This is a genomic window from Geodermatophilus nigrescens (assembly GCF_900129495.1).
GTDB classification, from domain to species: domain Bacteria; phylum Actinomycetota; class Actinomycetes; order Mycobacteriales; family Geodermatophilaceae; genus Geodermatophilus; species Geodermatophilus nigrescens.
In genome coordinates, this window is record NZ_FQVX01000003.1 from 413,570 (window position 1) to 439,460 (window position 25,891).

Genomic DNA, 25,891 nt, shown 5'->3' on the forward strand with positions numbered 1-25,891 from the left:
CGGTCGGCCCGCCGCGGGCCCGCGGGGGGCCCGCCCGGCAGACTGGTGCCCATGCGGCTCGGGGTGCTGGACGTCGGCTCGAACACCGTGCACCTGCTGGTGGTCGACGCCCACCGCGGCGCGGAGCCCACCGCGCAGCACGACGACCGCTGGCTGCTGCGCCTCTCCGAGCACGTCGGCGCCGACGACGTGCTGTCCAAGGAGGGCGAGAAGGCGCTGGTCAAGGCCGTGCAGAAGGCCTGCGACCAGGCGGAGAAGGAGAAGTGCGACGAGGTCCTCGCGCTGGTCACCTCCGCCATCCGCGAGGCGCGCAACGGCATGGAGGTGCTGGACCGGGTCCGCTCGCGCACCGGCGTCGACCTGCAGGTGACCAGTGGGGAGGAGGAGGCGCGGCTGACCTTCCTCGCCGTCCGCCGCTGGTACGGGTGGAGCGCCGGGCGGCTGCTGGTCCTCGACATCGGCGGCGGCTCGCTGGAACTGGCGACGGGCACCGACGAGGACCCCGACGTGGCGCTGTCGGTGCCGCTGGGTGCCGGCCGGATGACCCGCCGCTTCCTGCCCGAGGCCGCGACCGGCGGCCGTCCCGACCTCGCCGCCCTCAACGCGCTGCGCGAGCACGCCTCCGACGTGCTGCGGCCGGCGGCGAAGAAGCTGCGCGCGGCCGGGCCGCCGGACCTGGTGGCCGCGACGAGCAAGACGTTCCGCACGCTCGCCCGGCTCACCGGCGCGGCGCCCTACTCGGCGGGGCTGCGGGTGCCGCGGGAGCTCAGCGCCGACGGGCTGGGCCAGCTGATCGGCTTCGTCTCCCGCATCGAGTCCCGCGCGCTGGCCGAGCTGCGCGGCGTGTCGCCCGACCGCGCGCACCAGGTGCCCGCCGGTGCCGTGGTGGCGCAGGCCGCCATGCAGGCTCTGGATCTACCCTCCGTGCGGATCTGCCCGTGGGCCCTGCGGGAGGGCGTCATCCTCCGGCGGCTCGACACCCTGGGAGGCGCGTGATGTCACAGCCCGGTCCGGAGACCGGTGGCCGGCCGCTGGCCGACATCCTGCGCGAGGCGGGCATCGAGGCACCCCGCAGCGCCCGGCGCCGCCGCGGCGACACCGGTGACATCCCGGTCAAGCAGCGCCAGCGCGAGCCCGACACCGACGGCGGCCGCCCCAACCCCGGCCGGCGGGCCAGCGACACGGGCCGGGTCTCGGACACGGGCCGCGTCTCCGACACCGGCCGGGTGTCGGACACCGGGCGGGTCTCCGACACCGGCCGCGACACCGGCCGGAGGCGGGAGGCCGTCCGCCCGGCCCGTGACGCCGACCGGGACACCGGGCGCAGCGCCCCGGCGAAGGCCGGCCGCGGACCCGACGGCCCGACGACGGCCGCCATCCCCGGTCTCGGCGGGCCCTCGCGCAAGCCCGGCGTCCCCGGCGCCTCCGACCCGGCACCCGCCACCGGCCCGATCCCGGTGACCCGGCCCGGCGAGACCGACGTCCTCGACGAGCCGCTCGGCGCCAAGGAGGGCGCGCTCGCCTGGCTGCGCTTCGCCGGCGAGCTGGTGCTGGCCCTCGCCGCCGGCGTCGGCATCTACTTCCTGTCCACCGTCGTCTGGGAGCAGCTGCCCCAGGTCGCCGTGGTGCTCGCCCCGCTCGCGGTGACCGCCCTGGTCGCCGGCGTCGGCGCCTGGCGCAGCCGCACCGGCCGGGAGCCGGTGGGGCCGAAGGTGGTCGCCGTCCTCGTCTTCGCCGGGACGCTGCTCACCATCGCCCCGGCCGCCGGGCTGCTCGCCGCCGCCTCCTGACGGGGCGAGCGGCCCGGCCGGGGCTCACTCGTCCTCGTCGTCCCCGGCGTCGGCCTGCGCAAACTGCTCCACGATGGCCGCGGAGAACGCGTCGAGGTCGTCGGGGTTGCGGCTGGTGACCAGGTTGCCGTCGACGACGACCTCCTCGTCCACCCACTTGGCGCCGGCGTTGCGCAGGTCGGTCTGCAGCGAGGGCCACGACGTCATCCGCCGCCCGCGCACGACGTCGGCCTCGGCGAGCACCCACGGCGCGTGGCAGATGGCCGCCACCGGCTTGTCCGCCTCGAAGAAGGCCTTCACGAACGCCACGGCGTCGGCGTCGGCCCGCACGAAGTCCCCGTTGATGACGCCGCCGGGCAGGACCAGCGCGGCGTAGTCCTCGGGGTCGGCCGAGGCGACGGTGGTGTCGACCTTCTTGGTGTCGCCCTTGTCGATGTGCTGGTACATGGTGATCGAGCCGCCGTCGAGCGACACGAGCTCCGGTTCGGCCCCCGCCTCCTCGAGCGCCTGCCACGGCCGCTCGAGCTCGACCTGCTCGACGCCGTCGGTCGCGAGCACGGCCACCTTCATCCCGTCCAGTTCTCCTGCCATGCGGGCGCGGCTACCCGGGGCTCCCGGGCGGCACACCCCGGCGCACTACGGTCCGACCGGTACCTCGACAGGCGGGAGCGGGCGGATGGGCGAGCGGCGGGGCCTGGCGGTCCTGGGCGGCGGCAAGATGGGCGAGGCGCTGCTGGCCGGGCTGGTGAGGCGGCAGGGCGCGGACGGCGTCGTCGTCTGCGAGCGGCACCCGGAGCGCGGCGCGGAGCTCGCGGCGCGCTACGGCATCGACGTCGTCGGCTTCGAGGAGGCGGCGGCGCGCTCGCGGGTGCTGCTGCTGGCCGTCAAGCCGCAGGACCTGCCGGCGCTGCTGGAGCGGCTCGCGCCGTCGGTCGGCCCGGGCCACCTGGTGGTGAGCATCGCCGCGGGCATCTCGACGGCGACCGTCGAGGCGGCCCTGCCCGCCGGCGTGCCCGTGGTGCGGGTCATGCCCAACACCCCGGCGCTGGTCGACGAGGGGATGAGCGTCCTGTCGGCCGGTGCCTCGGCCGGGGAGGCCGAGCTCGACGAGGCCGAGGCGCTGCTGTCGACCGTCGGCCGCGTGGCGCGGGTGCCGGAGTACCAGCAGGACGCGGTGACGGCGCTGTCGGGCAGCGGCCCGGCCTACTTCTTCTACCTCGTCGAGGCGATGGTCGACGCCGGCGTGCTGCTGGGCCTGCCGCGGGCGCTGACGACGGAGCTGGTCGTGCAGACGGCGCTGGGCTCGGCGGTGATGCTGCGCGAGTCCGGCGAGCACCCGGCCCAGCTGCGGGACGCGGTGAGCAGCCCGGGCGGGACGACGATCGCCGGCATCCGGGAGCTGGAGCGGCACTCGGTGCGCTCGGCGCTCATCGCGGCCATCGAGGCGGCCGCTCGGCGCTCGGTGGAGCTGGGCCGCGCCGACGGGAGCCGGTGACCGTACCCCGGCTCAGGCCCGGATGGGTGGACGCTGCGTCACCGTGTCGACACATCTACTCGTGGACGCGCCGATACGGCTGTGAAGCGAGTTGCATAGGTGTAGTTCTGCCAGGGACGGACCGTTCCCCGTGTTCGTTTCTTCCATCGCATCAGTCACGCGGGCCCCCCTACTCTCTGTATCAGCACGTGCGTGTCCCGTAGCCGGTGGGGAAGCCGGCGCCCGACTCGTGCTAGGTCCGGAGAGCTGATCATGACCATGCCCCAGCGCACCAACGCCGCCTACGTCCGCCCGGCCGTCCCCGGCCCGCGCCCGATGGCCCGCCCCATCCCGGCCGCCGCCGTCGCCCGCCCCGTGGGCCCGCAGCACCCCGCCGCCATGCCGGTCGGCCGCCCGGCCGTCCCGCAGCCGCGCGCCGCGGTCACCTTCCTGACCGTCGCCGAGGTCGCCAGCATGATGCGCGTCTCCAAGATGACCGTGTACCGCCTCGTCCACGCCGGCGAGCTGTCCGCCGTCCGCGTCGGCCGGTCGTTCCGCGTCCCGGAGCGCGCCGTCCAGGACTACCTGCGCGACGCCTACACCGACATCGCCTGATCGGTGCCCGCCTGACCGGGCCCGTCCCGGTCGCCGCGGCTCCCGGCCGCGGCAGCACCACCTGAGCACCACCTGAGCACCACGCAGCACCACCGATCGACCGTCGATCGGCGTCCCCACCCCTCGGGATGGGATCCGTCCGGCCCGGTTCCCGCGGCAGCGTCGCCGCGGGGGCGCCGGGTAGGCTCGGGCGCCGAGCGACAACCCCGGCCCCGGCCGGAACCGTCGCACACGAGCTGATCCACACTCGCGTGGCGTCCGGTTCCGCCCCTGCGGCCACCGGCGCACGCCACGCGGCCAACACGTCGGGAGCAGGACATGGGTTCGGTCATCAAGAAGCGCCGCAAGCGGATGGCGAAGAAGAAGCACCGCAAGCTGCTGAAGAAGACCCGCGTGCAGCGTCGCAACAAGAAGTGAGCTGACGCTCGTGCCGCCCGCGGTCGTCCTGGTCACCGGCGTGAGCCGGTGGCTCGGTGGCGCGCTGGCGGCCGAGCTCGCTCGCGACCCGGCCATCGACCGGGTCATCGGGGTCGACACCGTCCCCCCGTCGGCGGAGCTGCTCCGCCGCCTCGGCCGCACCGAGTTCGTGCGCGCCGACATCCGCAACCCGCTGATCGGCAAGGTCATCGCCACCGCGGGGGTCGACACCGTCGTCCACATGAACATCAGCTCCACGCCCGCCGGTGCCGGCGGGCGGGGGCCGATGAAGGAGCTCAACGTCATCGGGACGATGCAGCTCCTCGCCGCCTGCCAGCGCGCCCCGTCGGTCCGCCGGCTCGTGCTCAAGTCGACCAGCGCCGTCTACGGCGCCTCGCCGCGCGACCCGGCCGTCTTCACCGAGCGGATGCAGGCCCGCCGGGTGCCCTCGGGCGGTTTCGCCAAGGACAGCCTCGACATCGAGGGCTACGTGCGGTCGTTCTCGCGCCGCCGTCCCGACGTCGGGGTCGCGGTCCTGCGGTTCACCAACTTCATCGGCCCGCGGATCGACTCGGTGCTCACCGGGTTCCTGCGCATGCCGGTGGTGCCGACGGCGCTCGGCTACGACGCCCGCGTGCAGCTGCTGCACGAGGACGACGCCCTCGGCGTGCTCACCCGCGCCACCACGGGCGAGTTCGCCGGCACCGTGAACGTCGGGGGAGAGGGCACGCTGCTGCTGTCGCAGGTCATCCGCCGTCTCGGCCGGCTCCAGCTCCCCGTGCCCTCGCCGGCGCTGGGGTCACTGGGCCGGCTCACCCGCCGCTTCGGCTACGTCGACTACTCACCCGAGCAGATGCGCTTCCTCAACTTCGGCCGCGTCGTCGACACCACGGTGCTGCGCACCGAGTTCGGCTACACGCCCCGCTACACCACGTCCGAGGCCCTGGCCGACTACGCGCGCACCGTGCCGCCGGTCGTCCCGCCCGACCTGGTCGGCGACCTCGCGGGCCGCGCGGAGGGCCTCGTCCACCGGGCCGGGTCGGTCGCCTCCTCCGTGGCCTCGACCGTGGGCACCACCGTGCACGGGCGGCTGCGGCCGGCGCCGGCGCCCCCGGGACTGCGGGCGGTGCGCGATGCCTGAGGCCCGTGTCATCCGGCTGCGTCCCGACGACGAGCAGCCGCACGTCCCGCCGCCGTCGGACCCGAGCTGGGACGAGCAGGTCGCCGGCGGGCTGGAGTTCCTCCGCCGTCGGCTGACCGGCGACTACGAGACCGACGAGTTCGGCTTCGACCCCGACCTCACCGACCACGTGCTGCTGCCGCTGCTGCGGCCGCTGTTCTCCCGCTGGTTCCGGGTGGAGACCTCCGGCGTCGAGAACGTGCCCACCGACGGCGGCGCGCTCGTGGTGGCCAACCACTCCGGCACGGTCCCGGTCGACGCGCTCATGGCCACCGTGGCGCTGCACGACGACCACCCCGCGCAGCGGCGCTTCCGGCTGCTCGGCGCCGACCTGGTGTTCGACCTGCCGGTCGTCGGCTCCCTGGCCCGCAAGTTCGGCGCCACGCTGGCCTGCAGTGAGGACGCCGAGCGGCTGCTGTGCGGCGGCGAGCTGGTCGGCGTCTTCCCCGAGGGCTTCAAGGGGGTCGGCAAGCCGTTCCGCGACCGGTACACCCTGCAGCGGTTCGGCCGCGGGGGTTTCGTCACGGCGGCCCTGCGCACCGGCAAGCCGATCATCCCGTGCGCCATCGTCGGCGCCGAGGAGATCTACCCGATGATCGGCAACGCGAAGACGCTGGCCCGCCTGCTCGGGCTGCCGTACTTCCCGGTGACGCCGACCTTCCCGGCGCTCGGCCCGCTCGGCCTGGTGCCGCTGCCGTCCAAGTGGCTGATCGCCTTCGGGGAGCCGATCGAGACGGCGTCCTACGGCCCGGCGGCCGCCGAGGACCCGATGCTGGTGTTCAACCTGACCGACCAGGTCCGCGAGACCATCCAGCAGTCGATCTACCAGCTCCTCCTGCAGCGGAGCTCCGTCTTCAGCTGACCGCGCCGGGCGTCCGGGCGGGTGTCCACGCAGCGCGGTGCGGCCCACGTCCTGGCGCGTCGTGTGCACGAACGTCGCGAGCGTGGGGTGGAGGGATGCCCGGCCGAGCGCCACGATCGGTGGTCGCCCGCGGTGTGTGCACAAGACGCGGGGCGAGTGTGCGCCTGTCGGGGTCACGGGGTGGTCCGAGGCCCCGCCGGGCGCACACTCGATCGCCGGCGGCGGGATGGGCACGCAGCGCGGTGTGCGGTGGTGTCCGGCCGCGCTCGATCGCGGTGTGTGCACAGCGCGCGCCGTGAGTGTGCGCCTGCCGGGGTCGCGGGGTGGCGGGAGAGCCCGCTGGCTGCACTCTCGGTGGATCGGTCAGACCGTCTTGCGGCGGCGGAAGGCCAGCGCCCCGCCGACGACGCCGCCGGTGAGCGCCGCGGCGGCCACCGTCGGGACGCCGATCCGGGCAGCCTTCCGGCCGGTGCGGAAGTCGCGGATCGTCCAGCCGCGGGACCGGGCGACGGCGCGCAGCTCGGTGTCGGGGTTCACCGCCACCGCGGTGCCGGTCAGCGACAGCATGGGCAGGTCGTTGGCGGAGTCGCTGTACGCGGTGCAGCGCGAGAGGTCGAGGTCCTCGCGCTCGGCCAGCGCCCGCACCGCCTCGGCCTTGGCCTCGCCGTGCATGAGCTCGCCGACCAGCCGGCCGGTGTAGCGCCCGTCGACCACCTCGGACACGGTGCCGAGCGCGCCGGTCAGCCCGAGCCGGTGGGCGATGATCCGCGCCAGCTCCACCGGGGTCGCGGTCACCAGCCACACCCGCTGCCCGGCGTCGAGGTGCTGCTGGGCGAGGTTGCGGGTGCCCGACCAGATCCGGTCGGCCATCAGCTCGTCGTAGATCTCCTCGCCCGCATCCACGATCTCGGACACCTCGCGCCCGGCCACGAAGGCCAGCGCGGTCTCGCGGATCGTCAGCATGTCGCCGGCGCTCTCGTTGCCGGCGACGCGGAACTTGGCCTGCTGCCAGGCGAAGCGGGCGATGTCGCGCGAGGTCAGGTACTTGCGGGAGGCCAGGCCGCGGGCGAACCAGAACAGCGAGGCGCCCATCATCATCGTGTTGTCGACGTCGAAGAACGCGGCCGCGGTGCGGTCGTGGACGACGGCCGGGGCCGGCTCGACCTCGGCGGCGGCGGCCGACGCGAGACCGGCGACGTGCGCGCGGATCTCCTCCTCCGACGGCGTCGCCGCGTCGGACCGGCGGCGGCCGCGGAACGGCAGTCCCGGCACGGGCTCCCTCCCTGGCTCTGCGGCCCCGCCTCGCGGCGGTCCCCCGCGCCCGACCCTATCGGCCGCCGCCGGGCCACCCGTCGCGGCAGCAGGTGCGGCAGCAGGTGCGGCGGCCGGGCGTCAGCAGACCAGCGGCCAGACGCAGATCGGCAGCGGGAGGTCGACCAGCGGGCCCGGGGACGGCGACGACGTCGTCGGCCCGGTGCCGCCCGGGACCGGCAGCGGGGGCAGCGGCAGCCCCGGGGTCGGGGCCGGCGTCTGCGGTCCGCTGCCGCCGGTCGGCGCCGACGGCGTCTGCTGCGCGCCACCCGGCGGGGCGGGCGCCGGCGCCGGGGCGGGTGCGCCGCCCGTGGGGGAGGAGGGCGCCGGGACCGCCGGGGGGACCGCCGGGGTCTGGCCGGCCGGCGGCTCGGCGGAGGGGGTGGCGGTCCCCGGCGCGGGGGCGGTGGGCGGAGCCGGCGCCGGAGGGGCGGCCGGCGCGGCACCGCACTCGCCCGGCAGCGGGCCGAGCGCGTCGCGGCCGGCGGTGGCCGGACCGGACGGGCAGGTCAGCGCCGTCTGCAGGGCGGCGGCGCGGGAGCCGACCTGCTCGACGAGCGCGATCGACGTGCCGGCCTCGGCAGGCAGCGCGGCGCGGATGTCCGACAGCCCGGTGCCCTGCTGCTGCGCCCAGCCGCCGAGCACGGTCAGCGGCGCGGCGTCCGCGGCCTCGACGGCGGTGGTGAGCACGAGCGCTGCGCCCTCGGTGGTCTGCGCGTCCATCGTCGCGAGGGTGTCGCGGACCAGGTCGGCCGGCGGCGCGCCTCCGGTGGCCTCGACCAGCGCGTCGAGCTCCTGCAGCCGGGTGGTGGCGAACTCGAGCAGGGTCAGCCCCCGCTCGTCGCCGGCCAGCGCGAGCTGCGTCTGCTCGGTGCCGCGCTTGAGGCCGTAGAGGACGTCGCCGGGCCGCGCGTCGCTCGACAGCGCCACCAGCGTGCCGAGCGCGGTGACCGCCATCGCGACGCCCGCGACCGTGGCCGCCAGCCGGGCGCGCCACGGGTTCGACCGCCGCCGGGACGGCGCGAGCCGGGCCAGGCCGCGGCGGGGCGCGGGCTCCGGGGTGCGGACGGCGGCCATCGCGACCAGCCGGGCGCGGGTGGCGGCGCGGAAGTCGGGCGCCGGGCCGTCGTCGAGGTCGGTGGCCAGGGCCCGCAGCCGCTCCTCGACGGCGAGCTCGCGCTCCTGCACGGACGCGCGGCGCGGCCTGCCCGCGGCGTCGTGCTCGGCGCTCACCTGAGGCCTCCGGTCGGTCGGTCGGGACGGGATCGACCGGAGCAACGACGCAGGTCGGGGGCCGTTACGGCGTACCGGCCGGTAACAACGGCGGGTCCCCCGCCCGGGGTCCCGGCGGTCACCGCAGCCCCTCCGGCAACAGGCTCGCCAGCCGGCGCACCGCCCGGTGCTGCAGCGCCTTGATCGCGCCGTCCTTCTTCCCCATGACCGCGGCGGTCTCCGACACCGAGAGCCCCTGCAGGAACCGCAGGGAGATGCACTCCTGCTGCTCGCTGCCCAGCTGCCGGATGCAGGCCAGCAGCTGCTCGTTGGTCAGCCGGGCGACGACGGCGTCCTCGGGCCCGTCGGTGGCCTGGTCGGCGTCGCGCATGTCCGCCGTCGTGACCTCCAGCCGGAAGCGGCTGCTCTTCACGTGGTCGCGGATGATGTTGCGGGCGATGGTCACGAGCCACGCGCCGACGTCGCGGCCCTGGAACGACAGCGAGTCGATCCGCCGCAGCGCCCGCACGAAGGTCTCGCTGGTGAAGTCCTCGGCCTGCGCCCGGTCGCCCACGCGGTGCAGCACGTAGCGGTACACCAGCGTCACGTAGTGGTCGTAGAGCTGCCCGAACGCCTCCGCGTCGCCGTCCTGGGCGCGGTGCACCAGCCCCCAGACGTCGACCCGGTCGCCGGGCAGCGTCTCCCCGAGGGCGGCGAGCTCCTCGGCCAGCGCGCCGTCGTCCTCGACGTCCTGCGCCGGCCCGATCCCGGGAGGCTCGGTCGCGGGAGGCTCGACGGGGGCCACGTCCGCCGGCGGGGCACCTTCCGCGCTGGCACGCGGGTGCGGCGTCGGGCGCGGACGCGGGCTGGGCCGCCGCCCGGTCGGGACGGCGGACGACCGCTCGTCCACCGGGCGCGACTGCGGCATGCGGGACGTCGACCTCCTCGTCGGCCCGCCGAGCCCGGACGGCTCGCCCGACGGGGGCCTCCCCAGCTCGGCGGGGTCCCGCGCTGCTGCGGGTCCTGCCCCATGGTGACAACATGACTGCGAACCGTCCACGCCGGGCGGTCGGCCGGTACTCCGCGGTACCTCCCCCGGGGGACCGCTCCGCCCGGAGGAGGTGCGCGTGACCCCGCCCGCCGCGCCCACGGGCCTCGCCGCGCTCGTGCGGGACGCCGCCCGCCGCCGCCCGGACGCGCCCGCCGTCGTCGACGGCGACACCCGGCTGAGCTGGGGCGAGCTCGACGCGCTGGTCGACCGCAGCGCCGCCGCCCTGGCCGCGCGGGGGCTGCGCCGCGGCGACCGGATGGCCGTGCAGCTGCCCAACGGCGTCGCCTGGCTACGCGCGGTCCTCGGGGCGCTGCGCGCCGGGCTGGTCGTCGTCCCGGTGAACACCGCCTACACCGACGCCGAGGTCGCGCACGTGCTGACCGACTCCGGGGCGTCGCTGCTCGTGGCCGCGGGGGAGCGGGAGCCCGTGGCCGGGGTGCCGGTGCTGGCCGGCCCGCCCGACGCCGACGGCGACCCGCCCGCCGACGACGACGACCCCGCCGCGCTGTCCTTCCTCGCCTACACCAGCGGCACGACCGGCCGCCCGCGCGGCGCGATGCTCACGGCGGCGGCGCTGCGGGCCAACCAGGAGCAGTGTCTGGCCCTCGACCCGCCGCCGGTGCGGTCCGACGACCGCGTGCTGCTGGTCCTGCCGCTGTTCCACGTCTACGGCCTCAACGCCGGCTTCGGCCTGGTCGCGGCCACCGGCGCCTGCGCGGTGCTGCTGCCGGCCTTCGACCCGCGGGCGGCGCTCGGGGTGGTCGAGCGGGAGCGGGTCACGGCCGTCCCCGGCGTGCCGCCGATGTACCAGGCCTGGCTCGCGGTGGCCGACGCCGAGGGCGGCGACACCCGGCTGCGCGCGGCCCTCGCCTCGGTGCGGATGGCCTCCTCCGGCGCCGCGCCGCTGCCCGAGGAGACCTGGACGGCGATGCGCGACCGCGCCGGCGTGCGCGTGTGGGAGGGCTACGGCCTCACCGAGGCCTGCCCGGTGGTGGCGAGCACCCTGGCCACCGGCCGGGCCAAGCCCGCCTGCATCGGCGGACCGCTGCCCGGCGTGGAGGTCGCGCTGCGCGAGGCGGGCGGCGACCCGGACGGCGGCGACCCGGACGCCGGTGAGGGCCCGGGGGAGCTGTGGGTGCGCGGCCCCAACCTCTTCGCCGGCTTCTGGCCCGACGGCGCCGACGGGCCGGACGCCGCGGGCTGGCTGGCCACCGGGGACCTCGCCCACCGCGACGCCGACGGCGACCTGCGCCTGGTCGACCGGCGCAGCGACCTCGTGCTGGTCAGCGGCTTCAACGTCTACCCGGCCGAGGTGGAGCGGGTGCTCGACGCGCACCCCGCCGTCGCCGAGAGCGCGGTCATCGGCGTGCCCGACGCGCGCACGGGCGCCGCCGTCGTCGCCGTGGTGGTGACCGTCCCCGGCGCGGAGGTGGACGCGGCCGCGCTGCGGGCGCACGCCGCCGCGTCGCTGGCCCGCTACAAGGTGCCGACGACGGTGGTGTTCCGCCCGGCGCTGCCGCACTCGCTCACCGGCAAGGTCAGCCGCGCCCGGCTGCGCGAGCTCGGCCTGGAGACCGGCGAGCCGGCGACCGGGGAGGTGGCCCCGTGACCGGTCCCGAGGCCCGGCTGACGCTGCTCACCCGCGCCGGGTGCCACCTGTGCGTCACCGCGGCCGAGACGCTCGCGCGCCTCGCCGCGGAGGCCGGGGTGACCAGCCGGGAGGTCGACGTCGACGCCGACCCCGACCTGCAGGCCGAGTACGGCGACCGGGTGCCGGTGGTGCTGCTCGACGGCCGCGAGCACTCCTACTTCACCGTCGACGTCGCGCGCCTGCGCCGCGACCTCGGGACCGGCTGACCCCAGGGCTCCCCGTCATCCGCGCGGGTATGGTGTCGGACACAGGTCGCGGCATCCGCGCAGGCCCGGGGCCCGAGTGCCCCCGCGCGACTTTGTTCCTGCGTTCACAAGCGGTTACCGTGGCAGACGCCGGGCGGCCGACCGCCCGGATCCCCGATGTCGTCCGCCCCCCTCGGCTCCCGCCGTCGCCCGGGCGCGACCGCTGTGGAGTAGGCCCGTGATGCAGTCGCGGCCCCGGATCCCGGAGGCCACCGTCGCCCGGCTGGCCGTGTACCTGCGGGTGCTCACCGGCCTGGCCGACGGCGGTCGGCGCACCGTCTCCTCCGGTGAGCTGGCCTCCGCGGCCGGCGTGAACCCGGCCGGGCTGCGCAAGGACCTCTCCCACCTCGGTCCCTGCGGCACCCGCGGCGTCGGCTACGAGGTGTCCACCCTGCGTGACCGCATCGCCGGCGTGCTCGGCATGGAGACCGCCCACGCCTGCGTGCTCGTCGGCATCGGCAACCTCGGCGCGGCGCTCGCCGGCTACGGCGGCTTCGGCAGCCGCGGCTTCGAGTTCGTCGGGCTCTTCGACGCCTCGCCCGCCCGGGTGGGGCAGCAGATCGGCGGCCTCCCGGTGCGCCCGGTGGCCGAGCTCGAGGACGTCGTGGCCGCCACCGGGGCGACGATCGGGGTCATCGCGACACCGGCCGAGGTGGCCCAGCCGGTCTGCGACCGGCTGGCCGCGGCCGGGGTGAGGAGCATCTTGAACTTCGCGCCGGTGACCCTGAGCGCGCCCGCGGGGGTCGACGTCCGCCAGGTCGACCTCTCCGTCGAGCTGCAGGTCCTCGCGTTCCTCGACAAGCAGCGCGGCGCCGTCCCCGGCGTCCGGCTGGACGCCCTCGCGCCCGCCGGGGGGATGGCATGAGCCTGCTGTCGGTCGGCATCAGCCACCAGACGGCGCCGGTGGCGCTGCTCGAGCAGTTCGCCATGACCACCGACGACAAGGTCAAGGCGCTGCACGAGCTCGTCGAGAGCGACCACGTCAGCGAGGCGCTGGTCCTCGCCACCTGCAACCGCATCGAGGTCTTCGCCGAGGTCGACCGCTTCCACGGCGGCGTCGCCGAGGTCAGCCGCGTGCTGGCCCGCCAGTCCGGCGCCGGCGTCGAGGAGCTCACCCCGTACGTGACCGTCCACTACGAGGACCAGGCCGTCGCGCACCTGTTCACCGTGGCCGCCGGGCTCGACTCGATGGTCGTCGGCGAGACCCAGGTGCTCGGCCAGCTGCGCGCCGCCTACGCCCTCGCCCAGGAGGAGGGCACGGTCGGCCGGTCGCTGCACCCGGTCGCCCAGCACGCCCTGCGCGTCGGCAAGCGCGTGCACTCCGAGACCGGCATCGACCGCGCCGGCGCCAACCTCGTCACCGTCTCCCTCGACCACGCCGAGGACCGCGTCGGCCCGCTGGCCGGCCGCCGCACGCTGGTCGTCGGCGCCGGCTCGATGGGCGCGCTGGCCGCCACCACGCTGTCGCGTCGCGGTGCCCTGGTCACCGTCGCCAGCCGCTCCCCGGAGTCGGCCGCGCGGCTGGCCGCCGCCGTCGACGGCGGCACCGCCGAGCTCGCCGACCTGCGCGCGGCGATCGCCGACGCCGACGTCGTGGTCACCTGCACCGGCGCCACCGGCCTGGTCGTGGGCACCGACGTCGTCGCCGCCGCCATGGCCGACCGCGGCGGGTGCCCGCTGGCCGTCGTCGACCTGGCCCTGCCCCGCGACGTCGACCCCGGCGTGGCCGCGCTGCCCGGCGTGCACGTCGTCGACCTGGCCCTGCTGCAGGGCGAGCGCTCGGCCGCCGGCGAGGACGGCGCCGGCCCGGTCGCCGCCGACGACGTCTCCGCCGCGCACGCCCTCATCGAGGCCGAGACCGCGCTGCTGCGCGCCGAGCGGCAGGCCGCCGCCGTGGCGCCCACCGTCTCCGCGCTGCGCAGCCAGGCCGCCGAGGTGGTCGACGCCGAGCTGCTGCGCCTGTCCACCCGGCTGCCCGACCTCGACGCCCGCGCCCGCGGCGAGATCGCCCGCACCGTGCGCCGCGTCGTCGACAAGCTGCTGCACGAGCCGACCGTGCGGGTGAAGGAACTGGCCAGCACGCCCGGCGGCGTCGACTACGCCGACGCCCTGCGCGCACTGTTCGGCCTGGGCCTCGACGCCGAGGTCCCCGCCGACGGCCCGCGGCTGGCCCAGGCGGTCGCCGTCGACCCCGACGACCTGCGCCCCGGCGGTGCCGCGTGAGCCCGCAGACCACCGCGACCCTGCGGCTGGGCACCCGCGCCAGCCAGCTGGCCCGCACCCAGTCCCAGACCGTCGCCGACGCGCTCAGCGCGGCCGCCGGCGTGCCGGTCGAGCTCGTGCACATCAGCACCGAGGGCGACCGCAACTCCGCGGCGATCGCGCAGCTCGGTGGCACCGGCGTCTTCGTCACCGCGATCCGCCAGGCGCTGCTCGAGGGCACCGTCGACGTCGCCGTGCACAGCTACAAGGACCTGCCCACCGCACCCGAGCCCGGCCTGGTGCTGGCCGCCGTCCCGCCGCGGGAGGACCCGCGCGACGCCCTCGTCGCCCGCGACCGGCTCACCCTCGGCGAGCTGCCGGCCGGCGCCCGCGTCGGCACCGGGGCCCCGCGGCGCGTCGCGCAGCTGCGGGCGCTGGGCCTGGGACTGGAGATCGTGCCGATCCGCGGCAACGTCGACACCCGCATGGCCCGCGTCGTCCCCGGCGACCTCGACGCCGTCGTCCTCGCCCGCGCGGGGCTCGCCCGCCTCGGCCGGCTCGAGGTGGTCACCGAGACCCTCGACCCGCTGCAGGTGCTGCCCGCGCCCGCGCAGGGCGCGCTCGCCGTCGAGTGCCGGGCCGACGACGAGCGCACGCGCGCGCTGCTCGCCGCGCTCGACGACCCCGACACCCGCGCCGCCGTGCTCGCCGAGCGGACCACGCTCGCCGCGCTGGAGGCCGGGTGCAGCGCCCCCGTCGCCGCCTACGCGGAGCTCGCCGAGGGCGACGACGGCCCGGAGCTGTACCTGCGCGCGTCGGTGACCGCGATCGACGGCAGCGACGGCGTCCGCGGCTCGCTCACCGGCCCGGTCGGCGACGCGGAGCGGCTCGGCCGCGAGCTCGCCGCCGACCTGCTCGACCGCGGCGCCGCCGCGCTCATGGCGGCCTCCCGGTGATCCGCCGGGACCCGCACCCCCAGACCCCCGCACACGCCCTCCCCAGGGCATCGACCCCCAGAAGGACCAGGAGCTCGCGATGACGCGCTTCCGCAAGACCCCCGGCCGCGTCGTCTTCGTCGGCGCCGGCCCCGGCGACCCCGGGATGCTGACCGCCCGGGCCACGGCCGCGCTGGCCGAGGCCACGGCCGTGCTCGTCGACCCCGACGTGCCGGCCGCCCTCACCGACGCCGTGCGCGAGGACCGGCCCGGCCTCGAGCCGACCACCGTCAGCGGCGAGCCGGCCGAGGTGGCCAAGAGCGCCGTCGCCGCCGCCAAGAACGGCGAGGTCGTCGTCCGGCTCGTCGCCGGCGACCCGTACACCTCCGAGGCCGCCGTCAAGGAGGTGCTCGCCGTCTGCCGCACGTCGGTGCCCTTCGACGTCGTCCCCGGCGTCGCCCCGTCCACCGCGGTGCCCGCCTACGCGGGCGTCGCGCTCGGCGGCACCTCGCTGACCGCCGACATCCGCGACGGCGGGACCGACGTCGCCGCGCTCGCCACCGCGGCCGCCGCGCTCGGCGCCCCCGTGGTGCTGCAGGCCGGTGCCGAGCAGCTCCCCGACGCCGCCACCCGGCTCGTCGAGGGCGGCCTGTCCGGCAGCACCCCGGTCGTCGTCACCACCGGCGGCTCGGGCACCGGCCAGAGGAGCGTCACCGCGAAGCTCTCCGCCGTCGCGGAGAAGACCGCCGACCTCGGCGGCCTCACCGGCCCGGTCGTGGCCACCGTCGGCTCGGCCGTCGACAAGCGCGGCAAGCTCTCCTGGTGGGAGAGCCGCCCGCTGTTCGGCTGGCGGGTGCTCGTGCCGCGCACCAAGGACCAGGCCGGCGAGATGAGCGAGCGGCTGCGGGCCTACGGCGCGGTGCCGGTCGAGGTGCCGACGATCGCCGTCGAGCCGCCGCGCAGCGCCGCCCAGATGGACCGCGCCGTCAAGGGCCTGGTCACCGGCCGCTACGGCTGGATCGTGTTCACCTCCGGCAACGCCGTGAAGGCCGTGCGCGAGAAGTTCGCCGAGCTCGGCCTCGACGCCCGCGCGTTCGCCGGCGTGAAGGTCGCCTGCGTCGGCGAGCAGACCGCCGAGGCGGTGCGCTCGTTCGGCATCGTGCCCGAGCTCGTCCCCTCGGGCGCGCAGTCCAGCGAGGGCCTGCTGGCCGACTTCCCCGAGTTCGACGACGTGCTCGACCCGATCAACCGGGTGCTGCTGCCGCGCGCCGACATCGCCACCGAGACCCTCGCCGCGGGCCTGCAGGAGCGCGGCTGGGAGATCGACGACGTCACCGCCTACCGCACCGTCCGGGCGGCCCCGCCGCCGGCGCCGGTCCGCGAGGCGATCAAGGGCGGCGGCTTCGACGCGGTGTGCTTCACCTCGTCGAGCACCGTGCGCAACCTGGTCGGCATCGCGGGCAAGCCGCACGCCAAGACCGTCGTCGCGGTGATCGGCCCCGCCACCGCCGCGACCGCGCAGGAGTTCGGCCTGCGGGTCGACGTGCAGCCGGAGACGGCCGCCGTCGCGCCGCTGGTCGACGCGCTGGCCGAGTACGCCGAGGCCAAGCGGGCGGAGGCCGGGGAGTGACCCCGGCGCAGGGCGGGTCGAACCCGGGCTTCGCGCGCGGGCGCCGGCTGCGGTCGACGCCCGCGCTGCGCCGCCTCACCGCGCAGACCCGGGTGGCCCCGGCCGACCTGGTGCTGCCGGTGTTCGTCAAGGAGGGCATCTCAGAGCCGGTCCCGATCGGCTCGATGCCCGGCGTCGTCCAGCACACGACCGACTCGCTGCGGAAGGCCGCGCACGAGGCGGCGGAGGCCGGGATCGGCGGCCTCGTCCTCTTCGGCATCCCCGCCGAGAAGGACGAGGCCGGCTCCCAGGCCGACGCCGCCGACGGGATCGTCAACGTCGCGCTCCGCGAGCTGCGGGCCGACCTCGGCGACGAGCTGGTCCTCATCGCCGACCTGTGCCTGTGCGAGTACACCTCGCACGGGCACTGCGGCCTGGTCACGCCGGCCGGCGTCGTCGACAACGACCCGACGCTGGACCGCTACGCCTCGGTGGCCATCGCCCAGGCCGAGGCCGGCGCCCACGTCATCGCCCCCAGCGGGATGATGGACGGGCAGGTCGCGGCGATCCGCCGGGCGCTGGACTCCCGCGCCTTCACCGAGACGCCGATCCTCGCCTACGCGGCGAAGTACGCGAGCGGCTTCTACGGCCCGTTCCGCGAGGCCGCCGAGGGGGCGCCGCAGTTCGGCGACCGCTCGACCTACCAGATGGACCCGCCCAACGCCGACGAGGCGCTGCGCGAGGTCGCGCAGGACCTCGCCGAGGGCGCGGACGCCGTCATGGTCAAGCCCGCGCTGCCCTACCTGGACATCGTCACCCGGGTCGCCGACGCCGTCGACGTCCCGGTGAGCGCCTACCAGGTGAGCGGCGAGTACGCGATGGTCGAGGCGGCCGCCGCCAACGGCTGGATCGACCGCGAGCGGGCCATCCTCGAGACGCTCACCGCCATCCGGCGGGCCGGCGCCGGCCAGGTGCTCACCTACTGGGCGGTCGAGGCCGCGCGGCTGCTCACCCGCTGACCGTGGGACACGTCGAGCCCGGGGGCTCCTGGCGGCCGTTCTGGACGGTCGCCGGGGTCCTCGGGCTCCTCGGCGTCCTGGACCTGGTGCTGCCCGGGCCCGACGTGCCGCCGCTGCTGTGGCTGGTCGCCGTCGTGGCCGTCCTCGGCGTCGTCGCCTCCGGCTGCCTCGCCGGGCGGCGGGCGTGGACCGTCCGGGTCGACGCCGCGGGCCCCGACGGCGCCCTGTCGGTGGGCCGCGAGCGGGTGCCGCTGGCCGACGTCGACGCCGCCCACCTGCGCGCCGTCCGCGAGGGGACGGCGGGCGTCGACGCCGGCGCCCCGGTGCTCGGCGGCGGCTGGTCGGTGCCGCGCGGGCGCACCGGGCTGCCGCTGCGGCTGACCGACGGGCGCACCGTGCTCGTGCCCACGCGGGACCCCGCGGCGCTGTCCGCGGCCCTGCTCGCCGCGGTGCCGGGGAGCGCAGGGTCACACCCCGCCGACCGCGACACCCCCGACGGCCGCCCGGGCGGCAGGGGGACACTGGGGCCGTGACCTCGCTGGACACGACCCGGTACGACTACGCGGCCCCCGTCTCGGCCGACCTGTTCGCCCGCGGGCAGCGCCTCACCCCCGGTGGGGTCAACTCGCCGGTGCGCGCCTTCCGCGCCGTGGGCGGCACCCCGCGCTTCATGGCGCAGGCGCAGGGGCCCTGGCTCACCGACGCCGACGGCCGCCGCTACGTGGACCTCGTCGCCTCGTGGGGGCCGATGATCCTGGGCCACGCCCACCCGGCCGTCGTCGAGGCGGTCACCGCGGCCGCCCGCCGCGGGTTCTCCTTCGGCACGCCCACCGAGGGCGAGCTGGACCTCGCGCAGGAGATCGTCGACCGCGTCGCCCCGGTCGAGCGGGTGCGGCTGGTCAACTCCGGCACCGAGGCGGTGCTCTCCGCGCTGCGCCTGGCCCGCGGCGCCACCGGCCGCCCGCTGGTCGTCAAGTTCGCCGGGAACTACCACGGCCACGTCGACGCGCTGCTGGCCTCCGCCGGCTCCGGCGTGGCCACCCTCGGCCTGCCCGACACCCCCGGCGTCACCACCGGCGCGGCCGCCGACACGATCGTGCTGCCCTACAACGACGTCGCCGCGGTCGAGGCCGTCTTCGCCGAGCGCGGGTCCGACATCGCCGTCGTCGTCAGCGAGGCGGCGCCGGGCAACATGGGCGTCGTCCCGCCGCTGGACGGCTTCAACGCCTCCCTCCGCCGGATCACCGCCGAGCACGGCGCGCTGCTGCTGCTCGACGAGGTGATGACCGGCTTCCGGGTGTCCCGCTCGGGCTGGTACGGCCTCGACCCCGTCGACGCCGACCTGTTCACCTTCGGCAAGGTCATGGGCGGCGGGCTGCCGGCCGCGGCGTTCGGCGGCCGCGCCGACCTCATGGAGCAGCTCGCCCCCGTCGGGCCCGTCTACCAGGCCGGCACGCTGTCGGGGAACCCGGTCGCCGTCGCCGCCGGGCTCACCACGCTGCGGCACTGCACCGACGAGGTCTACGCCCGCTGCGACGAGGTCGCCGTGACCCTGCGCGGCGCGGCCAGCGCGGCGCTGTTCGCCGCCGGCGTCCCGCACCGCGTGCAGCAGGCCGGCTCGATGTTCTCGGTGTTCTTCGTCCCCGACGAGCGCCAGGTGCGCGACTACGACGACGCCCGCACCCAGGACGTCGCGGCGCACCGCGCCTTCTTCCACGAGATGCTCGCCCGCGGCGTGTACCTGCCGCCGTCGGCGTTCGAGGCCTGGTTCGTCAGCGCCGCGCTCGACGACGAGGCCGTGGAGCGGGTGCTCGACGCGCTGCCCGCCGCCGCCCGTGCCGCCGCGGCCGCCGACCCCGCCGACGCGCCGTCCGACGAGGACGCCAAGGACGCCCAGGAGCTGCAGCCCTGATGGAGACGACCGTCGTCCACCTGCTGCGGCACGGGGAGGTGCACAACCCCGAGGGCGTGCTCTACGGGCGGCTGCCCGGCTACCGGCTGTCCGGGGCCGGCGAGGACATGGCCCGCCGGGCCGCCGAGTGGCTCACCGGCCGCGGCGTCACGCACCTGGTGTCCAGCCCGCTGGAGCGCGCCCGCCAGACCGCCGCGCCGGTCTCCGACGCGCTCGGCCTGGACGTCGCCGTCGACGAGCGGCTCATCGAGGCCGGCAACGCCTTCGAGGGGCTGCGGGTGGCCGGCGGCCGGGGCGTGTTCCGCTCGCCCGGCAACTGGTGGCGGCTGCGCAACCCGGTGCGGCCCTCGTGGGGCGAGCCGTACGTGGAGATCGCCGCCCGGATGCTGCTCGCCGTCGAGGCCGCCCGCGACGCCGCGCGCGGCGGGGCCGCCGTCTGCGTCAGCCACCAGCTGCCGATCTGGACGCTGCGGCTGCACCTGGAGGGCAGGAGGTACGCGCACGACCCGCGCCGCCGGCAGTGCGGGCTGGCCAGCGTCACCTCGGTGACGTACGAGGGCGACTCCGTCGCGCGGATCGACTACGCCGAGCCGGCGGGGGCCACCGACCCCGACGCCGTCCCCGGCGCATGACCACCCCACGAGAGCGCTCCGCTGGCGCTCCACGCTCCCGCGGGGGCCCCGGGAGGCGCGCCCTGCTGGCCGCGGTGGCCGGGCTCGCCGTCCTCACCGGCTGCTCCACCGGCGACGACCAGGTCGACGTCACCAACGGCGGGCAGTTCCGCTTCGTCGCCGGCACCCCCGCCGGCGAGGTGATCCCGGAGGGCGAGCGCCAGTCGGCCCCCGACTTCGGCGGGACGCTGCTCGGCGGCGGCGACTGGACGTCCGACGAGCTCGACGGGCGGATCGCCGTCCTGAACTTCTGGGGCTCGTGGTGCGCGCCCTGCCGGGTGGAGACGCCGCAGTTCCAGGAGGTCTACGCCGAGGTCCGCGACGAGGGCGTGGAGTTCCTCGGGCTCAACGTCAAGGAGGCCGACGAGCAGTTCGGCCAGGCGTTCGTCGACACCCAGGGCATCGAGTTCCCCTCCCTCTACGACCCCGCCGGCGAGGTCGCGCTGACGTTCCGGGACTACCCGGCCAACGCGATCCCGTCCACGATCGTGCTGGACCGGGAGGGCCGGGTCGCGGCCGTCTACACCGGCGAGGTGTCGCAGGACGACCTGCGGGCCGTGCTGGACCTGCTGCTCGGGGAGGGCTGACGTGGGACAGGAGTTCGCCGCGCTGGTCACCGACGGGCCGCTGCTGGTCGCCGCCGCCGTCGCCGCCCTCGTCGGGCTGGTCAGCTTCGCCTCACCCTGCGTCCTGCCGCTGGTGCCCGGCTACCTCTCCTACGTCACCGGCCTCGTGGGCAGCGGGGCGGCGAGCGGCGCCCGCACGGCCCCCGCGCCCGCCGGCGACGGCGCGGCGCCCGGGGCGACGGCCACCGCCGTCCGCACCGACGAGCGCTCCCCGCGCGGGCGGATGGTGCTCGGCGCGCTGCTGTTCGTGCTGGGCTTCACCGCCGTCTTCGTCGCCGTGGGCACCGCGTTCGGCGGGCTGGGCCGGCTGCTCGTGCAGTACGACGACGTGATCACCCGTGTGATGGGCGTCGTCGTCATCGTCGTCGGCCTGGCCTTCCTCGGGTGGCTGCCGCTGCTGCAGCGCACCGCCCGGCTGTCGGTGCGCCCGGCGGCGGGCCTCGCCGGGGCGCCGCTGCTCGGCGTCGTGTTCGGCCTGGGCTGGACGCCGTGCCTGGGCCCGACGCTGTCGGCGGTCTACTCGCTGGCCTACACCGAGGCCACCGCCGGTCGCGGCGCGCTGCTGTCGGTCGCCTACTGCGTCGGCCTCGGGGTGCCCTTCGTGCTGGTCGCCCTCGGCGCCCGCTGGGCGGTCGGGGCGACGACGTTCCTGCGCCGGCACGCCCGCGCGGTCACCCGGTTCGGCGGTGCGGTGCTCGTGCTGGTCGGTCTGCTGCTGGTCACCGGCGCGTGGACCGAGATGATGGCCTGGCTGCGCGCCTGGCTCGCCGCCACCGGCCTGGGGGAGTCGGCGCTGTGAGCACCGTCGCCCCGCCCCGGCCGGCCGCCGCGCCCCCGCCGTCCTCGCCCGCGCGCCCCTCCGCGGTCCGCCGTCTCGGCGGGTTCCTGCTGCGCCAGTGGCGCCGGCTGACCGCCATGCGCACGGCGATCGTGCTGCTGTTCCTGCTCGCGCTCGCCGCCATCCCCGGCTCGCTGCTGCCGCAGCGCTCGCTGTCGCAGGCCAACGTCCAGCAGTACTTCGCCGACCACCCGACGCTCGCGCCGGTCCTCGACGACCTCTTCCTGTTCGACGTCTTCAGCTCCCCGTGGTTCGCCGCGGTCTACCTGCTGCTGTTCGTCTCGCTGATCGGCTGCGTGCTGCCGCGCGCCCTCGAGCACGCCCGCGCCCTGCGCACCCCGCCGCCCCCGGCCCCGCGCCGGCTGACCCGGCTGCCCGACTCCGCCCGGCTGGACACGACGCTGCCGGCCGGCGCCGCCCTCGACGCCGTCGAGGAGGAGCTGCGGGTCCGCCGCTACCGCGTCGTGCGCCGCGAGCGCGGGGGCGTGGCCGAGCTGTCCGCGGAGAAGGGGCTGCTGAAGGAGACCGGCAACCTGGTCTTCCACCTCGCGCTGGTGGCGCTGCTGCTGGGCCTCGCCGGCGGCAAGCTGTGGGGCTACGAGGGCAGCATCCTGGTCACCGAGGGCGACCGGTTCTGCAACTCGTTCCAGCAGTACGACACCTACTCCGCAGGTGCCCTGGTCGACAGCGGCGACCTCTCGCCGGTCTGCGTCGGCCTCGAGGACTTCCGCGCGGAGTACGAGGAGAACCTGACGGCGGCCTCCTTCACCGCCGACATCACCTACGGCGCCCCCGGCGAGGAGGGCAGCCCCGAGGTCATCGGCGTGAACGACCCGCTGCGGGTCGACGGCGACCGCGTCTACGTCACCGGCCACGGCTTCAGCCCGCGGTTCACCGTGACGCTGCCCGACGGACGCACCTTCGCCGACGTCTCCGCGCCGTTCCTGCCCGTCGAGCAGTCGACGATGTCCAGCGAGGGCGCCCTCAAGCTGCCCGACCTCGGCGCCGGCTCCGACGACCAGCTCGCGCTGCAGGGCTTCTTCGCCCCCACCGGGCTGGTGCAGGACGACATCCTGACCTCGATCGACCCGCGGCCCCTCGCGCCGCAGGTGGCGGTCGTGGCCTTCCAGGGCTACCTCGGCCTGGACTCCGGGCTGCCGCAGTCGGTCTACTCCCTCGACCAGTCGCAGATCGAGCGCGGCCGGCTCACCGAGGTGGCCCGCGGCAACCTGTCGGTGGGGGAGTCGCTCGACCTGCCCGACGGCACCACGGTGACCTTCGACGGGTACTCGGAGTTCGCCGCCCTGCAGTTCTCGCACGACCCCGGCCAGGTGTGGGTGCTCGGCGCCGCGATCGCGGTGCTCGCCGGCCTGCTCGGGATGCTCCTGCTGCGCCGCGAGCGGGTCTTCGCCCGCGCCGACACCGACCCCGCCACCGGCGGTACGGTGCTCGACGTCGGTGCGCTGACCCGCGGCAGCGGCGACGGCGCGCCGCGCTTCGCGGCCCTCACCGACGACCTGCGGGCGGTCCTCGCCAGCCGAGACCCCGCCCGTGCCGACCGCGCCCCGTCCGGGAGCGCATCCTCGACCGGAGGAACATCCGCGTGACCCCCGACCAGCTGTCCGGCCTGTCGGACACCCTGTTCTCCACCAGCGTGGGCCTCTACTCGCTGGCCACCGTCGCGTTCTGCGCGCAGCTGGCGTTCGGCCGCCGCCCGGCCCGGGAGCGGGCGCTGGTGACCGCCGGCGGGGGCGCCGCGGAGCTGCCGCCCGAGTCCCCGGCGGACCCGGGCGCGCTGCCCGAGGACGCGCCGTCGGTGCGCCGCTGGGGCCGGGTGGCGATGCTGCTGGCCACCGTCGGGGCGCTCACCCACGCCGGCGTGCTGGTCACCCGCGGGATGGCCACCGACCGGCTGCCCTGGGGCAACATGTACGAGTTCGCCACGGCGGTCGTGCTCGTCGCCGTGGTGGCCTTCCTGGTGCTGGCGCTGCGCTCGCCGGGCCTGCGCCACCTGGGCCTGTTCGTGCTCGCCCCGGTCGTGGTCAGCATGGTCGCGATCGGCCTGTTCCTCTACGTCGAGGGCGGCCCGCTGGTAGCGGCCCTGCGCTCGAGCTGGCTGGCCGTGCACGTGTCGACGGCGATCCTCGGCTTCGGCGTCTTCTTCGTCAGCGGCATCGCGAGCGTGCTCTACCTGGTCCGGTCGCGGTACGAGGCCCGCGGCGGCGACCCGTCGTCCTCGCGGCTGGTGGCCCGGATGCCGTCGGCGGCCACCCTCGACCGCGTCGCGCACCGCACCGCCGTCTTCGGCTTCCCGATCTGGACCTTCGCCGTCATCGCCGGCGCCATCTGGGCCGAGAGCGCCTGGGGCCGGTTCTGGGGCTGGGACCCCAAGGAGACCTGGGCCTTCATCGCGTGGGTGGTCTACGCCGCCTACCTGCACGCCCGCACGACCGCCGGCTGGCGCGGCCGGCCCGCGGCGTGGGTCAACGTGGTCGGCCTCGCGGTCATGGTGTTCAACCTGCTCTACGTGAACATGGTGTCCACCGGGCTGCACAGTTACGGCGGGGTCAACTGACTTCCGCCCCACGGGTCCCAGCACACGCGTCCCGCCCCTCCCGTTCGGGGTCCGGACGCCCGTCGCTCCCGCTGCGTGCTCCACTTGTCGCCATGACCGCACGCACGGGGGCTGACCGTGGGTAGGCACGCCGCCGCCGACGGAGCAGGCACCGACCCGATCGTCGCCGCAGCGCTCGCGTCGCAGGACGGCGCCGCCTCCGGCACCCGGCACGCCACCGCCGACGGCTCGCCCGACGGCGGCACCGGCAGCAGCACGGACAACGGGACGGACGGCGGCACGGAGAGCGGCCTGGGCTGGCCCGGGGACACCACCACCGGTGGGGGCCTCGGCTGGCCCGGCGGCATCGACCGCGCGGCGGCCCAGGACGCCCGGCCGGCCGGCGAGCCCGCCCAGGTCGTCGGGGCCGTCGACGCGGACGCCGAGCGGGCCGTCGTCGAGGCCGCGGAGGACGTGCTGCGGGAGACCACGCGCATGGACGCCGTCCCGGCCGTCCCGGACCCGCGGGACGTCCTCGGGGACGACCCCGCGGACGGCGTCGGGGACGACGCCGAGCCGCCCACGCGGCGCGGCTGGCGCCGGATCTTCGGCGGCACCGCGGCCTGAGCGGCCGCCTGCCACCTGGCGACTAGGCGGGCGACCCGTCGTCGCGGCGGGCGCGGCGGCCGAGCTCGCGCAGGAACTCCGGGTCGTCGTCGGGCGCGACCGGCCGCGTGGCGCGCGGCGGGCGCGGACGGCGGGCCGGGCGCTGGGGGCGCACCCCCCGGCCGGCCGCGGCGGTCGCCCGCATCACGAGCAGGACCACGACCACGGCGACCACCAGCAGGAACAACGGAGCCACCGGGCCCACCTCCTCGTCTCCCCGCCACTGTACGACCGCGGGGATACTCGGAGGGCGGAGCGCGGCTCGCCGCCTCCGGTCCCTCGCCCCCTCCTGGACGGAGTGCCCCATCGACGCCGTCGACCGACAGCTCGTCGACCTGCTGCGCGCCAACGGACGGGCCAGCTACGCCGAGCTCGCCCGGCAGGTCGGCCTCTCCGCGCCGGCCGTGCACGAGCGGGTGGGCAAGCTGGAGACCGCCGGGGTGATCACCGGCTACCGCGCCGTCGTCGACCCCGCCGCCCTCGGCCTCGACGTCACCGCGCTGGTGGGCGTCATCGAGAGCGACTCGGTCGACGACACCGGCGTCGAGGCGGCGCTGCGGGCGATGCCCGAGGTCGAGGACTGCTGGCGGGTGGCCGGCAGCGAGGGCTACGTGCTCAAGGTGCGGGTGACCGACATCCCGGCACTGGAGGCCGCCATCAACGCGTTGAACAGGATCGAGGGCGTCGCGCGCACCCGCACGACCGTGGTGCTCTCGACCAAGTGGGAGGGACGACATGACTGAGCAGGCGCGCACCCCGGTGGGCCCCGACGGCAAGCCGCTGCCGCGGCCGAGGGTGCTGCCCTGGCTGGTGATGCACACCGTCGGCCGGCTGGCCGTCTTCGCGCTGCTGACCGTCGTGCTGTGGATGGTCGGCCTCGACTTCTGGTCCGGCCTGCTGTTCGGCCTCGTGGCGTCGATGCCGGTGGCCTACTTCCTGCTCCGCCGCTCCCGCGAGCAGCTGAGCGTCGCCCTGGTCCTGCGCGCGGAGGAGAAGCGCCGGGCCAAGGAGGAGTTCCGCACCCGGCTGTCGGGCGACCAGCCCGCCTGAG

General features: G+C 76.5%; 28 protein-coding genes. 24 read left to right on the top strand and 4 right to left on the bottom strand.

The window, feature by feature from the left end:
* Positions 1-51 precede the first annotated feature (51 nt).
* Together BUE37_RS15630 and BUE37_RS15635 are read left to right on the top strand one after the other, a co-directional pair.
* Positions 52-996, top strand: coding sequence for a Ppx/GppA family phosphatase (locus BUE37_RS15630; protein ID WP_073421255.1), 945 nt, complete (start codon positions 52-54; stop codon positions 994-996).
* Positions 996-1,790: a chromosomal replication initiator protein DnaA gene (locus BUE37_RS15635; protein ID WP_073421919.1), complete on the top strand. Its 795-nt coding sequence runs from the start codon at positions 996-998 to the stop codon at positions 1,788-1,790. Before BUE37_RS15630 ends, BUE37_RS15635 begins: the two co-directional genes overlap by 1 nt.
* A 24-nt stretch (positions 1,791-1,814) precedes the next feature.
* Here BUE37_RS15635 and BUE37_RS15640 read toward each other — a convergent pair whose 3' ends face one another.
* The gene (locus BUE37_RS15640; RefSeq protein WP_073421256.1) at positions 1,815-2,381 is read right to left on the bottom strand and encodes a type 1 glutamine amidotransferase domain-containing protein; all 567 of its coding nucleotides are present in this window, start codon (positions 2,379-2,381) and stop codon (positions 1,815-1,817) included.
* An 85-nt stretch (positions 2,382-2,466) separates the two neighbouring features.
* Between BUE37_RS15640 and proC the strand changes: the two genes are divergently transcribed.
* The 5 genes from proC to BUE37_RS15665 all read left to right on the top strand — a co-directional run bounded on the left by proC (position 2,467) and on the right by BUE37_RS15665 (position 6,338).
* Positions 2,467-3,285 carry a pyrroline-5-carboxylate reductase gene (proC, locus tag BUE37_RS15645; protein WP_073421257.1) on the top strand — a complete coding sequence of 273 codons (819 nt, stop codon included), beginning with the start codon at positions 2,467-2,469 and terminating at the stop codon, positions 3,283-3,285.
* 252 nt (positions 3,286-3,537) lie between these two features.
* Positions 3,538-3,879 (top strand): helix-turn-helix domain-containing protein, encoded by a 342-nt coding sequence (locus BUE37_RS24535; protein ID WP_245794646.1) that lies wholly within the window; start codon positions 3,538-3,540, stop codon positions 3,877-3,879.
* A gap of 318 nt (positions 3,880-4,197) precedes the next feature.
* Positions 4,198-4,296, top strand: coding sequence for a 30S ribosomal protein bS22 (locus BUE37_RS15655; protein ID WP_012854759.1), 99 nt, complete (start codon positions 4,198-4,200; stop codon positions 4,294-4,296).
* A gap of 10 nt (positions 4,297-4,306) precedes the next feature.
* Positions 4,307-5,437 carry an NAD-dependent epimerase/dehydratase family protein gene (locus BUE37_RS15660; protein ID WP_073421258.1) on the top strand — a complete coding sequence of 377 codons (1,131 nt, stop codon included), beginning with the start codon at positions 4,307-4,309 and terminating at the stop codon, positions 5,435-5,437.
* Positions 5,430-6,338: a lysophospholipid acyltransferase family protein gene (locus tag BUE37_RS15665; protein WP_073421259.1), complete on the top strand. Its 909-nt coding sequence runs from the start codon at positions 5,430-5,432 to the stop codon at positions 6,336-6,338. Before BUE37_RS15660 ends, BUE37_RS15665 begins: the two co-directional genes overlap by 8 nt.
* Before the next feature lie 363 nt (positions 6,339-6,701).
* Here the strand turns inward: BUE37_RS15665 and BUE37_RS15670 are convergent, their stop codons facing one another.
* From BUE37_RS15670 to BUE37_RS15680, 3 genes are all read right to left on the bottom strand, one after another.
* Positions 6,702-7,610: an HAD family hydrolase gene (locus BUE37_RS15670; RefSeq protein WP_083628750.1), complete on the bottom strand. Its 909-nt coding sequence runs from the start codon at positions 7,608-7,610 to the stop codon at positions 6,702-6,704.
* Positions 7,611-7,730: 120 nt separating this feature from the next.
* Complete coding sequence (locus tag BUE37_RS23945) at positions 7,731-8,882, bottom strand: DUF5667 domain-containing protein (RefSeq protein WP_073421260.1); 1,152 nt, start codon at positions 8,880-8,882, stop codon at positions 7,731-7,733.
* Positions 8,883-9,000: 118 nt separating this feature from the next.
* On the bottom strand, positions 9,001-9,666 hold the full coding sequence (locus tag BUE37_RS15680; protein WP_245794648.1) for a sigma-70 family RNA polymerase sigma factor: 666 nt from the start codon (positions 9,664-9,666) through the stop codon (positions 9,001-9,003).
* 322 nt (positions 9,667-9,988) lie between these two features.
* Here BUE37_RS15680 and BUE37_RS15685 point away from each other — a divergent pair, with 322 nt between their 5' ends.
* From BUE37_RS15685 to BUE37_RS15765, 17 genes are all read left to right on the top strand, one after another.
* On the top strand, positions 9,989-11,521 hold the full coding sequence (locus BUE37_RS15685; protein WP_073421261.1) for a class I adenylate-forming enzyme family protein: 1,533 nt from the start codon (positions 9,989-9,991) through the stop codon (positions 11,519-11,521).
* On the top strand, positions 11,518-11,769 hold the full coding sequence (locus tag BUE37_RS15690) for a glutaredoxin family protein (protein ID WP_073421262.1): 252 nt from the start codon (positions 11,518-11,520) through the stop codon (positions 11,767-11,769). The genes BUE37_RS15685 and BUE37_RS15690 overlap by 4 nt, the downstream gene beginning before the upstream one ends.
* Positions 11,770-11,989: 220 nt before the next feature.
* Entirely contained in the window at positions 11,990-12,673 is a 684-nt protein-coding gene (locus tag BUE37_RS15695) for a redox-sensing transcriptional repressor Rex (RefSeq protein ID WP_083628895.1), read from the top strand.
* On the top strand, positions 12,670-14,031 hold the full coding sequence (locus tag BUE37_RS15700) for a glutamyl-tRNA reductase (RefSeq protein WP_073421264.1): 1,362 nt from the start codon (positions 12,670-12,672) through the stop codon (positions 14,029-14,031). Before BUE37_RS15695 ends, BUE37_RS15700 begins: the two co-directional genes overlap by 4 nt.
* Entirely contained in the window at positions 14,028-14,966 is a 939-nt protein-coding gene (gene hemC / locus BUE37_RS15705) for a hydroxymethylbilane synthase (protein WP_073421265.1), read from the top strand. The genes BUE37_RS15700 and hemC overlap by 4 nt, the downstream gene beginning before the upstream one ends.
* 79 nt (positions 14,967-15,045) lie before the next feature.
* Entirely contained in the window at positions 15,046-16,575 is a 1,530-nt protein-coding gene (locus BUE37_RS15710; protein ID WP_073421266.1) for a uroporphyrinogen-III synthase, read from the top strand.
* Positions 16,572-17,573, top strand: coding sequence for a porphobilinogen synthase (hemB, locus tag BUE37_RS15715; protein ID WP_073421267.1), 1,002 nt, complete (start codon positions 16,572-16,574; stop codon positions 17,571-17,573). The genes BUE37_RS15710 and hemB overlap by 4 nt, the downstream gene beginning before the upstream one ends.
* Positions 17,574-17,575: 2 nt before the next feature.
* Entirely contained in the window at positions 17,576-18,106 is a 531-nt protein-coding gene (locus BUE37_RS15720; protein WP_245794650.1) for a hypothetical protein, read from the top strand.
* Positions 18,103-19,485 (top strand): glutamate-1-semialdehyde 2,1-aminomutase, encoded by a 1,383-nt coding sequence (gene hemL / locus BUE37_RS15725; RefSeq protein WP_073421268.1) that lies wholly within the window; start codon positions 18,103-18,105, stop codon positions 19,483-19,485. Before BUE37_RS15720 ends, hemL begins: the two co-directional genes overlap by 4 nt.
* Positions 19,485-20,117, top strand: coding sequence for a histidine phosphatase family protein (locus BUE37_RS15730; RefSeq protein ID WP_073421269.1), 633 nt, complete (start codon positions 19,485-19,487; stop codon positions 20,115-20,117). The genes hemL and BUE37_RS15730 overlap by 1 nt, the downstream gene beginning before the upstream one ends.
* A 74-nt stretch (positions 20,118-20,191) precedes the next feature.
* Positions 20,192-20,743: a TlpA family protein disulfide reductase gene (locus tag BUE37_RS15735; protein ID WP_245794652.1), complete on the top strand. Its 552-nt coding sequence runs from the start codon at positions 20,192-20,194 to the stop codon at positions 20,741-20,743.
* A 1-nt stretch (position 20,744) separates the two neighbouring features.
* Complete coding sequence (locus BUE37_RS15740) at positions 20,745-21,581, top strand: cytochrome c biogenesis CcdA family protein (protein ID WP_083628755.1); 837 nt, start codon at positions 20,745-20,747, stop codon at positions 21,579-21,581.
* A complete protein-coding gene (resB, locus tag BUE37_RS15745) occupies positions 21,578-23,227 on the top strand; it encodes a cytochrome c biogenesis protein ResB (RefSeq protein WP_073421271.1) in 1,650 nt (549 codons plus the stop codon). The genes BUE37_RS15740 and resB overlap by 4 nt, the downstream gene beginning before the upstream one ends.
* Complete coding sequence (gene ccsB, locus BUE37_RS15750) at positions 23,224-24,195, top strand: c-type cytochrome biogenesis protein CcsB (protein ID WP_073421272.1); 972 nt, start codon at positions 23,224-23,226, stop codon at positions 24,193-24,195. Before resB ends, ccsB begins: the two co-directional genes overlap by 4 nt.
* 117 nt (positions 24,196-24,312) lie before the next feature.
* On the top strand, positions 24,313-24,801 hold the full coding sequence (locus BUE37_RS15755; RefSeq protein WP_073421273.1) for a hypothetical protein: 489 nt from the start codon (positions 24,313-24,315) through the stop codon (positions 24,799-24,801).
* 107 nt (positions 24,802-24,908) lie between these two features.
* Positions 24,909-25,583, top strand: coding sequence for an Lrp/AsnC family transcriptional regulator (locus BUE37_RS24855; RefSeq protein ID WP_281248087.1), 675 nt, complete (start codon positions 24,909-24,911; stop codon positions 25,581-25,583).
* Entirely contained in the window at positions 25,576-25,890 is a 315-nt protein-coding gene (locus tag BUE37_RS15765) for a DUF4229 domain-containing protein (protein ID WP_073421274.1), read from the top strand. The genes BUE37_RS24855 and BUE37_RS15765 overlap by 8 nt, the downstream gene beginning before the upstream one ends.
* Position 25,891: the final 1 nt, after the last annotated feature.